The organism is Aeromonas sp. AE23HZ002T15 (assembly GCF_054165525.2).
The window spans coordinates 209057-222356 of the sequence record NZ_CM201342.1 but is presented as its reverse complement, the minus strand read 5'-3'; the positions used below and the strand labels follow the sequence as shown (position 1 = coordinate 222356).

7 protein-coding genes are annotated in these 13300 nt (G+C 60.3%); all 7 read left to right on the top strand.

Annotated elements, in window-relative coordinates:
• Nucleotides 1–267: 267 nt before the first annotated feature.
• The gene (locus ACT5M9_RS00980) at nt 268–5106 is read left to right on the top strand and encodes an NAD-glutamate dehydrogenase (protein WP_457978599.1); all 4839 of its coding nucleotides are present in this window, start codon (nt 268–270) and stop codon (nt 5104–5106) included.
• Between the two features lie 65 nt (nt 5107–5171).
• Complete coding sequence (gene pyrD / locus ACT5M9_RS00975; protein WP_457978601.1) at nt 5172–6182, top strand: quinone-dependent dihydroorotate dehydrogenase; 1011 nt, start codon at nt 5172–5174, stop codon at nt 6180–6182.
• A gap of 85 nt (nt 6183–6267) precedes the next feature.
• The gene (locus tag ACT5M9_RS00970; protein ID WP_457978602.1) at nt 6268–6804 is read left to right on the top strand and encodes a cell division protein ZapC; all 537 of its coding nucleotides are present in this window, start codon (nt 6268–6270) and stop codon (nt 6802–6804) included.
• 350 nt (nt 6805–7154) lie between these two features.
• The gene (gene rlmKL / locus ACT5M9_RS00965) at nt 7155–9359 is read left to right on the top strand and encodes a bifunctional 23S rRNA (guanine(2069)-N(7))-methyltransferase RlmK/23S rRNA (guanine(2445)-N(2))-methyltransferase RlmL (RefSeq protein WP_457978604.1); all 2205 of its coding nucleotides are present in this window, start codon (nt 7155–7157) and stop codon (nt 9357–9359) included.
• On the top strand, nt 9359–9604 hold the full coding sequence (locus tag ACT5M9_RS00960) for a glutaredoxin family protein (RefSeq protein WP_457978606.1): 246 nt from the start codon (nt 9359–9361) through the stop codon (nt 9602–9604). The genes rlmKL and ACT5M9_RS00960 overlap by 1 nt, the downstream gene beginning before the upstream one ends.
• 66 nt (nt 9605–9670) lie before the next feature.
• Nucleotides 9671–11581, top strand: a complete 1911-nt coding sequence (gene uup, locus ACT5M9_RS00955; protein WP_457978608.1) for an ATP-binding cassette ATPase Uup — start codon at nt 9671–9673, stop codon at nt 11579–11581.
• 8 nt (nt 11582–11589) lie between these two features.
• Entirely contained in the window at nt 11590–13248 is a 1659-nt protein-coding gene (locus tag ACT5M9_RS00950; protein ID WP_457978610.1) for a DUF3466 family protein, read from the top strand.
• Nucleotides 13249–13300 lie beyond the last annotated feature (52 nt).

Below are 13300 nucleotides of genomic sequence, written 5' to 3'. Positions count from 1 at the left end.
CGAACATATTTCCGGGTAAATATCTGCTTTAAGTCACTATCTATCCGGTAAATAGGCTTACAGCCAGTGCGTTTTTCTGAAAATGAACGACTTGGCAAAATTTTTCACAACCCAAGCCGTGATCTGCCCCTTGTTTTTAACATCCCGTTATCACCTTTGCTCGCCTTCCTCGATCCAAGCCATTACACTTCGCAGCAACTCTGAACCGGCTGGCATCCAGGGTGGATGTCGCCGTGTCTGTGATGTCGTCCGATAAGGAAACTAGCAATGGCATTGAAAGACGCCCCTACCTCAGTTCTGCTCGAAAACGTTCTCAGCCTGATCCATCAGAAGTTGCCCAAGAAGAGTGCCTCTCTGGTGGAGCGCTTTGTCGCCAAGTTCTACGGCAACATGGCCAGCACCGATCTGCACGATCGCAATGACAGCGATCTCTACGGCGCGGCCCTGAGTCTGTGGAATGCGCTCAACCAGCGCACCGGCACCGACCCCTATATCCGGGTCTACAACCCCGAGCTGACCCGCCACGGATGGCAGTCTCCCCACACCATTGTCGAAATCATCCTGCAGGATTCCCCCTTCCTGGTGGACTCCATCCGCATGGCCCTGAAGCGCCGCGGCATCACGGCCCACATGATGCTGCACCAGCCGCTGCACCTCATCCGCGGGGAGGAGGGCAAGATCAGCGCCATCCTGGCCCTGGATAACACCGCCGAGCAGACCTCGGTGGAAACCGCCTTCCTCATCGAGATCGATCACCTCACCAGCGAAGAGGAGATGGAAGGGCTGACCGCCGAGCTGAGATCCGTCGCCGGTGAAGTGGCCCTGGCGGTGGGGGACTGGCAGCCCATGCTGGCGCGTCTGAACGAGATCATCGAAGAACTGCCCAAGCGCAAGAACCCGGTCAGCAAGGCCGAGGTGGACTCCTGCGTCGCCTTCTTGAAGTGGGTCGCCGCCCACAACTTCACCCTGATGGGTTATCGCCGCTACGACGTCCATGCGGTGGAGGGGGATCACGAGATCCTGCCCCAGGCGGATTCGAGCCTCGGCCTGATGAAGAACTCCATCAAGGACGAAGGCCAGCGCCTCGGCAACATGCCTGCCAGCGCCCGCCACGCGGCCCTGAGCTCCGACTTGCTGATCCTCACCAAGTCCAACAGCAAGGCTCGCGTGCACCGTCCGGCCTATGTGGACTACATCGGCATCAAGCGTTTCGACGAGCACGGCAAGGTGGTGGGGGAAGATCGCTTCATCGGCCTCTATGCCTCCTCCATCTACAACACCAGCGCGACCCAGATCCCGCTCATCAGCCATCGCCTCGAACGCATCATGGCTGCCTCCGGTCACGAGAAGGGCTCCCACGCCTACAAGGCGCTGCTCAACGTGCTGGAGACCTACCCGCGCGATGAACTCATTCAGGCCCGCGAGGAAGAGCTGCTGGCCACCGGCCTCGGGGTGCTGGAGATGCAGGAGCGGGATATGCTGCGCCTGTTCGTGCGCCGGGATGTGTACGGCCGCTTCTTCTCCTGCATGGTCTATGTCACCAAGGAGCGCTACAACACGGCGCTGCGGGTCAAGACCCAGCAGATCCTGCAGAAATATTTCGGCAGCAACGACGAGGTGGAGTTCAACGTCTACTTCTCCGAAGGCGTGCTGGCCCGGACCCACTACATAGTGCGGGTCAACAACAACAACGTGGATGTGGATGTGAACGAAGTACAAAACAACCTGATCGAAGCCGCCCGCAGCTGGGATGACCGCCTGGACTCCGTATTGCTCTCTCACTATGGGGAGGCTCGTGGTAACGCCCTGCGCCGCCGTTTCAGCGCCGCCTTCCCCCGCGCCTACAAAGAGGACGTGCTGCCAGGCTCCGCGGTGGCGGACATCATGGCCCTCGACGGCCTGAGTGAAGAGGCGCCGCTGGGCATGCAGTTCTACCGTGCCCAGGAAGAGGAAAACGATCGCCGGGTTCGCCTCAAGCTGTTCCACCGCGCCGAGCCCATCCACCTCTCCGACGTCTTGCCCATGCTGGAAAACATGGGGCTGAGGGTCATCGGCGAGACGCCGTACCAGGTGCGCACCCCGGCCGGCGAGGTGTTCTGGATCCTGGACTTCTCCATGCTGCTGCGGGGCGATCAGCCGTTCGATCTCGCCCAGAGCCAACAGCGCTTCCAGCAGGCCTTCGCCGCCATCTGGAACAAGACCCTGGAAGATGACGGTTTCAACCGTCTGGTGCTGGGGGCCGGCCTCTGCGGCCGTCAGGTCTCCGTGCTGCGAGCCTATGCCAAGTACATGCGCCAGACCGGCGTCTCCTTCAGCCAGTCCTACATCGAGGAGACGCTGACCCGTTACCCCGACATCGCCGAGCTGCTGTTCACCCTGTTCGATCTGCGCCTGAACCCGGCCATCAAGCAGGACGCCAAGGCCCAGGCCAAGTTGCACGAGCAGCTCGCCGCCAAACTGGATCAGGTGGCGAACCTGGACGACGATCGCATCATCCGCCGCTACATGGAGATGATCGACGCCACCCTGCGCACCAACTACTACCAGTTGGACAAGGCGGGCAAGATCAAGCCCTACATCTCCTTCAAGCTGGCCCCCGCCAGCATCACCGACATGCCGCTGCCGCTGCCGAAATTCGAGATCTTCGTCTACTCACCACGGGTGGAAGGGGTGCACCTGCGCTGGGGCAAGGTAGCCCGGGGCGGCCTGCGTTGGTCCGATCGCAAGGAAGACTTCCGCACCGAGGTGCTGGGTCTGGTGAAGGCGCAGCAGGTCAAGAACACCGTCATCGTGCCGGTCGGCGCCAAGGGCGGCTTCTACTGCAAGCAGATGCCGGTGGGCGCCGCGCGCGCCGTCATCCAGGAGGAGGGCAAGGCCTGCTATCGCCTGTTTATCCGAGGCCTGCTGGATGTCACCGACAACATCATCGGCGGCGAGGTGATCCCGCCCCGTGACGTGGTACGCCACGACGAAGATGACTACTACCTGGTGGTCGCGGCCGACAAGGGCACCGCCACCTTCTCCGACATCGCCAACGAGATAAGCCAGGAGTATGGCCACTGGCTCGGCGACGCCTTCGCCTCCGGCGGCTCGGTCGGCTATGACCACAAGAAGATGGGGATCACCGCCCGCGGTGCCTGGGAGTCGGTCAAGCGTCACTTCCGCGAACTCGGCATCAACTGCCAGACCACGGACTTCACCTGCGTGGGCATCGGCGACATGGCCGGTGACGTGTTCGGCAACGGCATGCTGCTCTCAGAGCACACCCAACTGGTGGGCGCCTTCAACCACATGCACATCTTTATCGACCCGACCCCGAACGCCGCCAAGAGCTTCGTCGAGCGCAAGCGCCTGTTCGAGCTGCCGGGTTCGAGCTGGGAAGATTACAGCAAGGAGCTCATCTCCAAGGGGGGCGGCATCTTCCTGCGCTCGGCCAAGTCCATCAAGCTGAGCCCGGAGATCCAGGCCCTGCTCGGTACCGACAAGTCCAGCATGGCGCCGAATGAGCTGATCAAGGCGCTGCTCTGCCTGAACGTGGATCTGCTCTGGAATGGCGGCATCGGCACCTATGTGAAGAGCGCCCGCGAGAGCGATGCCGACGTCGGCGATCGCAGCAACGATGTACTGCGAGTCAACGGCCGCGATCTGCGTGCCCGCATCGTGGGGGAGGGTGGCAACCTCGGCTTCACCCAGCTCGGCCGAGTGGAATACGCGAGCCAGGGCGGTCACATCAACACCGACTTCACCGACAACGTGGGCGGGGTGGATTGCTCCGACAACGAGGTGAACATCAAGATCCTGCTGAACCAGCTGGTGGCCGCCGGCGATCTGACCCTCAAGCAGCGCAACCAGATGCTGTACGAGATGACGGACGACGTCGCCCAGATCGTCATCACCAACGCCTATCGCCAGTCCCAGTCCATCTCGGTCACCGCCTTCCGCGGCGCCGAGCAGCTGAAAGAACAACAGCGCTTCATCCAGGGGCTGGAGCGTGAAGGCAAGCTGGATCGCGCCCTCGAGTTCCTGCCAAGCGACGAGGAGCTCTCCGAGCGCATGGCTGCCGGCCAGGGATTGACCCGTCCCGAGCTCGCCGTGCTGGTGGCTTACGGCAAGATGGTGCTGAAAGAGCAGCTCAACTGCCCCGAGGTGACCGACGAGCCCTTCCTCGCCAACATGCTGGTGACAAGCTTCCCGGCCCAGTTGCAGCAGCAGTTCGGCGCGGCTCTGGCCCAGCATCCATTGCGTGGCGAGATCATCGCGACCCGCGTCGCCAACATGCTGGTCAACGACATGGGGCTGAACTTCGCGAGCCGTATGAAGGACGAGACCGGTGCCTCGGTGGCGGAAGTGGCCTGCTGCTTCGCCATGGCCCGGGAGGTATTTGGCCTGAACAAGCTGTGGCGCGACATCGAAGGGTGCGACAACCTGGTGGATGCCAACACCCAGCTCGAGCTGATGTTCTACAGCCGCCGCATAGTGCGCCGCGCCACCCGCTGGTTCCTGCGCGCTCGCAACCGCAGCTGGAGCATCGGTGAGAACATCGCCTTCTTCCGTCCGGCCTTCGAGACCCTGGCAGAGCATCTCTACGAGGTGATGGACGAGAGCGAAGTGGCCGAGCATCAGCAGAGGGTCGCGGAGCTGGTGGCCAAGCAGGTGCCCGAGCACATCGCCCGCCAGGTGGCCCACATGAGCAGCCTCTTCTCCAGCCTGGATCTGGCCCAGATCGCCGCTGAGCACAAGACCGACATAGTGCGCGCCGCCAACGTCTACTATCGCCTCGGCGCCAAGCTGGATCTGCACTGGTTCCTGGATCAGATCAACCATCAGCCGGTGGGCAACCACTGGCAGGCGATGGCCCGGGCCTCCTTCCGCGAGGATCTGGACTGGCAGCAACGCAGTCTCACTTCCGTGGTATTGGAAGGGTGCAAAGAGCAGGGGGAATGCGCTACCATATTGGCCAACTGGATTTCGGAGCATGAACAACTCTTGTCCCGTTGGACCCACATGTTGGCCGACTTCAAGACCTCCGGCACTCACGAGTTCGCCAAGTTCTCGGTGGCCTTGCGAGAGTTGAACCTGCTCCAGTTGAATTGCCGCACTCTTTAATCGCAAAGATTGGCATCACCCCAAAAGCCCCGGCCAGTTGCCGGGGCTTTTTTTAAGGAGCAAACATGCTGTACCCCATCGCCAGGCATTTTCTGTTCAAACTCAATCCGGAACAGGCTCACGATCTCTCCATCAAATATTTGCCCCGCCTTCTCGGTACGCCACTCGATTGTTTCTTCCGCCACTCCCTGCCAAAACGCCCCGTCACCTGCATGGGGCTTAATTTTGCCAATCCGGTGGGGCTGGCCGCCGGCCTGGATAAAGACGGGGAGTGCATCGATGCATTTGGTGCCATGGGGTTCGGCTTTATTGAAGTGGGTACCGTGACCCCCAAACCACAGAGCGGTAATGACAAGCCTCGCCTGTTCCGGGTTATTCCGGCGGAGGGGATCATCAACCGGATGGGATTCAACAACAAGGGGGTCGATCATCTGGTGGCCCGGGTGCGGGAAGCCAAATATCAGGGTGTCATCGGGATCAATATCGGCAAGAACAAGGGCACCCCCATCGAGCAGGGCAAAGATGATTATCTGATCTGCATGGACAAGGTCTATGATCACGCCGGTTATATCGCGGTCAATATTTCCTCGCCCAACACCCCGGGTCTGCGTCAATTGCAATACGGCGAGGCGCTCGATGAGTTGCTGGCGGCATTGAAGGCGCGCCAACAGGAGCTGGCCGCCAAATATAAGAAGTATGTGCCGCTCGCCGTTAAAATCGCGCCGGATCTCAGTCTGGATGAAATAAAGCAGGTGGCTGGGTCCTTAATCAAGAACGGGATCGATGGGGTGATTGCCACCAATACCACCCTCGAGCGTGACATGATTTATGACATGCCCCATGCCGGTGAAGCGGGTGGACTGAGCGGCCGTCCGCTGCAGCACAAGAGCACCGAAGTGATCCGCCAGCTAGCCAAGGCGCTGGATGGTGCCCTGCCTATTATCGGGGTAGGGGGGATCGACAGTGCCATGGCGGCCCGGGAGAAATTGGCCGCGGGTGCCACTCTGGTCCAAATTTACAGTGGCTTTATTTATAAGGGCCCGGCCTTGGTCAAAGAGATCGTTACCCATATTTAAAAAATAATCGGTTACCCTTATTTAAAGTTGCTCAAATTCTCGACATGGAATAAAGTCGAGTAACGGCTTAAGTAAGGGTAACCTCATGTGCATCCAACCCAATGACAATTGGCAATGGCATTATGACGCTCAGGATGATCGTCTGATGCTGGATTTATCCGATCGCATGATATTCGCCACCGAATATAAGGGGCGGCAACTGGTGCCCTGCTCCTTCACCACCCAGCCTTTTTGTGTGGACGATGCCGCCCTCTATTATCAGTTGATGGACAAGATTGCCGAACTCGATTGGAGCGTACCCCATCAGGTTCAGCTGGTATTGAATGCCATCGCCGTCAGTCGCTTTTATAAACCCCTGATGCCGCAAAGCTGGTTCTTTAATGAACAACAAGCCCATTGCCAGTTGGAGACGGGGATGATCGTCACGATGCAAACCGCCCACGGGGTGGGGGAATTTATGGTGATCGAGGCCGGGGATCAGGCGAGCGTATGTCTGAACCTGACCGATGAATTAATTCTGACCACCAGCAAGACATTGCCGCGATTTGGGGTGATCAAGGTGATGAATAATCGTATGCAGGCAAGGATCGCCCCGGCGGCGCAATATCGTCAGGTCAGCTGACGGATAAAATCGCCGCCAGACAGACTCGTTATTGCTGTTTATTTTTTATCCCTTCCTATCATCCCGGCCACCCGCTTATTTCGACTCGAAAGGCGAGGGGCCAGTCGCATCGATGACTAGCCTCGCTAGACCCCATTATACTCACTCCTCTTCCACAGACTGTCATGCTGCCCTGCATCGATAAAGCAGATCAAAGCGACTGCTTGGCGGCTCGCTGGTCGCATACCCACCGATTGCTGGCTGATTTCAGGGGATATTCCCCCATTGACTGATGTCGCTTGTTCAGGGTCGCCCCTTATATTCCCGTGAAGCCCAAGGTTCGGATGCCGAGTGCGGGCCGATAAGGTATAATGCGGCACTATTTTTATGGCATCCCCGTGAGCGTGATGAAAGAATTTTTTGCAACCTGCCCCAAGGGGCTGGAAAACCTGTTGGCCGATGAGCTGACCAACCTGGGCGCAGAGCAGGTCCGTGAGACCGTTGCCGGTGTGCATTTCAAAGGCGAACTGGCCATTGGCTACAAGGCCTGCCTGTGGAGCCGTTTCGCCTCCCGCATCGTGCTGGTGCTGTCCGAATTCCAGATGAACGACGATCTGGATCTCTACCTCGGCGCCCACACTATCCCCTGGGAAGAGCACTTCTCCGGCACCGCTACCATAGCGGTGGACTTTACCGGTACCAACCCGGCCATTCGCAACACCCAGTACGGGGCGCTCAAGATCAAGGATGCCATCGTCGATCGCTTCACCAAGCGCGGTCACGTGCGCCCTGACGTGGACAAGAAGTCCCCGGACATTCGCATCATGGCGCATCTGGGCAAAGGCAAGGCCAACATAACCCTGGACCTCTCCGGCCCGGCCTTGCACCAGCGTTTCTATCGCCAGGGCACCGGCGAGGCACCGCTCAAAGAGAACCTGGCCTGCGCCATGATCGCCCGTAGCGGTTGGGCCGGTGAGCCCATGATGGACCCCATGTGTGGCTCCGGCACCCTGCTGATCGAGGCGGCCTTCATCGCCGCCGACATGGCGCCGGCCCTGCGCCGCGAGCGCTTCGGTTTCGATCGCTGGCTGCAACACGACGGCGAGCTGTGGCAGAGCCTGGTGATGGAAGCCCAGGTCCGTGCCAAGCGCGGTATGCAGCGCTGCGAAGTGAAGCTGTTTGGTTGCGATGCGGACACCCGGGTGCTGATGAAGGCTCGCGACAACGCCAAGGCCGCCGGGGTGGCGCACCTCATCACCTTCAAGCAGGCCGATGTGACCCAGTTGCAGAACCCGCTACCCAAGGCCGCCCCCGAGACGACTGACGCCATGGCGCAAGAGGATCAGCCTAAGGCTCAGGTGGGCATGCTTATCTCCAACCCGCCGTACGGTGAGCGTCTGGGTGAGTTCCCGGCACTGCTGGAAGTACACCAGGCGCTGGGGGATGCCCTGCGCCGCAGCTTCCAGGGCTGGCGCGTCTCCATTCTCTCCGCCTCACCCGAGCTGCTCAGCTGCCTTCGCCTGCGGGCCGACAAGCAATATCGCCTGTTCAACGGGGCGCTGGAGTGTCAGCTGCGCAACTACCAGATCGCGCTGGATTCTGTCGCCTCCCAGAAAGAGGTGGCCCAGGACTTCGCGAACCGTCTTCGCAAGAACCTCAAGACTCTGGAGAAGTGGGCGAGCAAGGAGAACCTCGACTGCTACCGCATCTATGACGCGGATCTGCCGGAATACAACGCCGCCATCGACCGCTACAAGGATTACCTGGTGGTGCAGGAGTACGCCGCCCCCAAGGACATCCCCGCTCAGAAGACCCGCCAGCGTCTGCTCGACATGGTGCAGGCCGCCATCAAGGTGACCGGCATGGACGGCGAGAAGGTGATCCTGAAGGTGCGCGAGCGTCAGGAAGGCAAGCAGCAGTACCAGAAGCTCGGGGAAGAGCAGCACCGGATGGAGGTGCAGGAGTACGGCGCCCGTCTCTGGGTCAACCTCTACGACTACCTAGATACCGGCCTCTTCCTGGATCACCGTCAGACCCGCCGCATGTTGGGCCAGATGGCCAAGGGCAAGCGCTTCCTGAATCTGTTCGCCTATACCGGCAGCGCCACCGTACATGCAGGCCTTGGCGGGGCGAGCGAGACTACCACGGTAGACATGTCTCACACCTACCTGAACTGGGCCCAGGACAACATGCGCCTGAACTCCCTGGTGGGCCGTCAGCACAAGTTCGTGCAGGCGGATTGCCTCAAGTGGCTGTCGGAAGCCGATGGCCAGTACGATCTCATCTTCATCGATCCACCCACCTTCTCCAACTCCAAGCGGATGGACGAGAGCTTCGACGTGCAGCGGGATCACCTGATGCTGATGCAGCACTTGAAACGCCTGCTGGCGGCGGATGGCACCCTGGTGTTCTCCAACAACAAGCGCCACTTCAAGATGGACTTGGCCGGTCTCGAGGCCGCCGGTCTCAAGGCGCAGAACATCACGGGCAAGACCCGGCCCAAGGACTTCGAGCGCAACCAGCACATCCACAACTGCTGGATCATCACCCACGCGCCCGAGGGGAGCGCCGCCTGATGCTGACCCTGTTTCACACCGACGGTTGCCACCTGTGCGAACAGGCCTGGGGGCTGGTGGAGCAGGCCGGGCTGGCTGGCCAGACTCATCGCCGCGACATCATGGCGAATGATGACTGGCTCGCCGCCTATCGGGTGCGCATTCCGGTGCTGCGTGATGAGGCCGGCCGGGAACTCGGCTGGCCCTTCACCCTGGCGGAACTCAGTGCCTGGGTCGATGCCAGTGCTCCCGATGGGGCGAGATAACAGAGTGAAAGGGTGGGGGAAGGCTGGACCTTCTTCCGTCTTTTTGGCAGGTAACAAGGATACTTCATGGCTTTATTAACATTGCACGACGCTTGTCTGTCGTTCAGTGACTTCCCGCTGCTGGACAAGGCGGAACTCTCCATCGAGCGGGGCGAGCGCCTCTGTCTGGTGGGTCGCAACGGGGCGGGCAAATCCACCCTGATGAAGGTGATCGCAGGCGAATTGCCCCTCGATGACGGGCGCGTGGTCCTGCAGCAGGATCTCAAAGTCACTCGCCTGGAGCAGGATCCGCCCGCTTCCAGCGAGCTGACGGTGTTCGACTACGCCGCCGAAGGGCTGGCCGGGGTCGGGGAGCTGCTCAAGCAGTATCACCACATCTCCCTCGAGCTTGCCCACGATCCGAGCGATGCCAACATCCGCACCATGAGCGAGCTGCAAGAGAAGCTCGACTATCAGAATGGCTGGCAGCTCGAAACCCGCATCAACCAGGTGCTGACCCTGCTGGGGCTGGATCCCGACGTGACCCTGGACAGCCTCTCCGGCGGCTGGCTGCGCAAGGTGGCCTTGGCCCGCGCCCTGGCCTGCGATCCGGATCTGCTGCTGCTGGACGAGCCGACCAACCACCTGGATATCGAGGCCATCAACTGGCTGGAAGATTTCCTCAAGGATTTCCGCGGCGCCATCGTCTTCATCTCCCACGATCGCGAATTCATCCACAAGCTGGCGACTCGGATCATCGATCTGGATCGCGGCGAGATCACATCCTGGCCCGGCAATTACGATCAGTACCTGCAGGGTAAAGAAGAGTGGCTGCGAGTCGAGGAGCTGAAAAACGCCGAGTTCGACCGCAAGCTCGCTCAGGAGGAAGTGTGGGTACGCCAGGGCATCAAGGCCCGCCGCACCCGCAACGAAGGTCGTGTCCGCGCCCTCGAGGCGATGCGCATGGAGCGCAGTAAGCGCCGCGAGCTGCAGGGCAAGGCCAAGCTGCAGCTGGACGAGGTCAATCGCTCCGGCAAGCTGGTGTTCGAGACCGAGGGGCTGGGGCTGGACTTTGGCGATCGCACCCTGTTCCAGGGGCTTGACTTGCAGGTGCTGCGCGGCGACAAGATCGCCCTGGTCGGCCCCAATGGATGCGGCAAGTCCACCCTCATCAAACTGCTGCTGGGTCAACTCGCCCCCAGCCGGGGCAAGGTCAAGGGGGGCACCAACCTGGAGGTGGCCTATTTTGATCAGTACCGCGAGCAGCTCGATCCCGAGCAGACCGTGGTGGACAACGTGGGGGAGGGCAAGCAGGAGGTCATGGTCCGCGGCCGCTCCCGCCATATCCTCGGCTACCTGCAGGACTTCCTGTTTGAACCCAAACGGGCGCGTACCCCGGTCAAGGCCTTGTCAGGGGGCGAGAAAAACCGTCTACTGTTGGCCAAGCTGTTCCTCAAACCCAGTAACTTGTTGATTTTGGATGAACCAACCAACGATTTGGATGTCGAAACGCTGGAATTGCTGGAGGAGCTGCTGACTGATTACCCCGGCACCCTGCTGCTGGTCAGCCATGATCGCCGTTTCATCGACAACACGGTGACCGGTTGCTGGCTGTTTGAAGGGGATGGGCGGATCAGCGATTATGTGGGCGGTTACGCCGACATGATGACGACCCGGGCATTGCAAGAGGCGCAAGCGACAAGCAAACCGGCGCCGAGCAAGACGCCAGAGCCTGTCGTGGCGGCGAGTCCCGTCGCCACAAAAGCCAAGAAACTCTCTTACAAGTTGCAGTTGGAACTGGATAATCTACCGGTCCGACTGGAGCAACTGGAGGCTGAACTCGATGCCCTGCAAACGGAGATCAACCACCCCGGTTTCTTCTCTCTGCCGGCGGAGCAGACTCAGTCCAAACTGGATGCATTGAATGCGGCCGAGTCCGCATTGGAACATGCCTTCTCCCGCTGGGAGGAGTTGGAAGCGTTGAAACATCAAGAATAAGGAAGTAGATGAAAAAGCAATTATCCATACTGGCCGTACTGGTCGGCGCCAGCCTCAACGCGCAGGCGGCACAAGGTTCCTTCTTCACCATTGTCGATGCGTCTGACAAGGGATATGCCAGCGGGATCAGCACAGATGGCAGCGGGCTCTTCGGGATCACTGCCAAGAACAACACGGCCGAGTATTTCTCGACCGTGCAGTTTGCCGATTTTCTGGTGGACCGCTTCCGGTTTGAACAGGGCTGCATGCTTTCCAGCTCCGTCTGTGACTCTTTCTGGGACGACAACAGCACGGGTAACTTCGCCTACCAGTGGCGCGTCGATTTCCGTGCCAACACGGATCAACGTAGCAACATCGGGTCCGTGATCAGCAATGAGACAGACGGTCTGGTGACGGCGCTGGGGGAAACCTCCGCCGATCGCGTCGGCTACAAGATGGCCGGCAAGGTCCGCACCGCCTATGCGGTCATCGCCGATGGCAACCAGGTTGAACTCAAGGATGCCGCCAGCACGCGCAGCCTGGCGCACAGCCTGAGTATCCCGACCGCCATCAAGAAGCTGGACGGCAAGTATCTGGTGACAGGGACGGCGGCCAGCGGTCTGAACCACGTGGTCAACGGCGACTTCTATCGCTACTGCTTCGAAGGCAATGAAGATCAATACGGTGACTACCGCTATTGCCCGGGTGTCGACACCCAGGCCAGCTTCTGGCTGTTCAACAGCTCAGGCAACCTGGACAAGCTGGTGCAGCCGAGCAGCTATGCCAATGGACGGGACTCCGTGTTGCAGACCGCCTCTGCACTGGATGCGGCCAAATACAACGGCACCGTCTATGGGGTAGGCTACAGCTCCACCGGCGAGTATGGATCAGGGGATCTGGATGGCCGCAACCTGGCCAGCTACTGGACCCTGGATCTGAGTGCCGGCACTGTGGGGGCCACCCAGGTTATCCCCTTGCCGGAAGGTCAGCCCGGTAAAGACGATGCCAAGCTGCAACACAGCTGGGCGGTTGCGGTCAACGACAACGGTTATGTGATAGGCAACCAGCGCTACCGGATCAACAAGGGCCAGAACCGGCCGGTGGAGATGTTCCTCTTTAACCTGAACACCCCGACCACCTCGGCCGTGGTACCCCTGCAGGACAATCCGCTCTCCGGCTCCGGCTCCGAGGCGGCGGCCATCAACGATCACAACATGGTGGTCGGCTGGCGCGATTCCCGCCATCAGACCCAGCCCGTGGTCAACGGCACCAACCGCATGCAGGAGGCCTTCCTGCTCAACGCGGCGGCCCCGAACAACAGCTGGTATCTGAACGATCTGATCTGTGGCCTGGATGATGCGGGCAACAAGCAGTGTGCCCAGAATGGCAAGTACTACCACATCGCCTTCGCCAGCGGCATCAGCGCCGATGGTACCATAGCGGCGACCGCCTATCGCTATGACAGCGAGAGCGATCTGAAGAACCGCACCAACGCGACCGTGGTCGCGGTGAAGCTGGCACCGACCGTGAAGGACTATCAGGGCAACACGCCGGCCAACTATGTGGTCAGCAACGCACCGGTCAATAACCAGACCGGTCAGGATGGCGACGGTGGTGGCGGTGGCAGCCTGTTCTGGCTGACGCTGCTGGCCCTGCCATTCGCCTGGCTGCGCCGTTATCAGCGCTAAAAAAGGGTGTCATTAAAAGTTAATGCAGTTCAGTATCTTGTGTCACATTGGC

What these genes read in the sequence shown, in the direction of transcription:
- ACT5M9_RS00980 (WP_457978599.1), top strand. Translation starts at nt 268, where the DNA reads ATGGCATTGAAAGACGCCCCTACCTCAGTTCTGCTCGAAAACGTTCTC.
- pyrD (WP_457978601.1), top strand. Translation starts at nt 5,172, where the DNA reads ATGCTGTACCCCATCGCCAGGCATTTTCTGTTCAAACTCAATCCGGAA.
- ACT5M9_RS00970 (WP_457978602.1), top strand. Translation starts at nt 6,268, where the DNA reads ATGTGCATCCAACCCAATGACAATTGGCAATGGCATTATGACGCTCAG.
- rlmKL (WP_457978604.1), top strand. Translation starts at nt 7,155, where the DNA reads ATGCGGCACTATTTTTATGGCATCCCCGTGAGCGTGATGAAAGAATTT.
- ACT5M9_RS00960 (WP_457978606.1), top strand. Translation starts at nt 9,359, where the DNA reads ATGCTGACCCTGTTTCACACCGACGGTTGCCACCTGTGCGAACAGGCC.
- uup (WP_457978608.1), top strand. Translation starts at nt 9,671, where the DNA reads ATGGCTTTATTAACATTGCACGACGCTTGTCTGTCGTTCAGTGACTTC.
- ACT5M9_RS00950 (WP_457978610.1), top strand. Translation starts at nt 11,590, where the DNA reads ATGAAAAAGCAATTATCCATACTGGCCGTACTGGTCGGCGCCAGCCTC.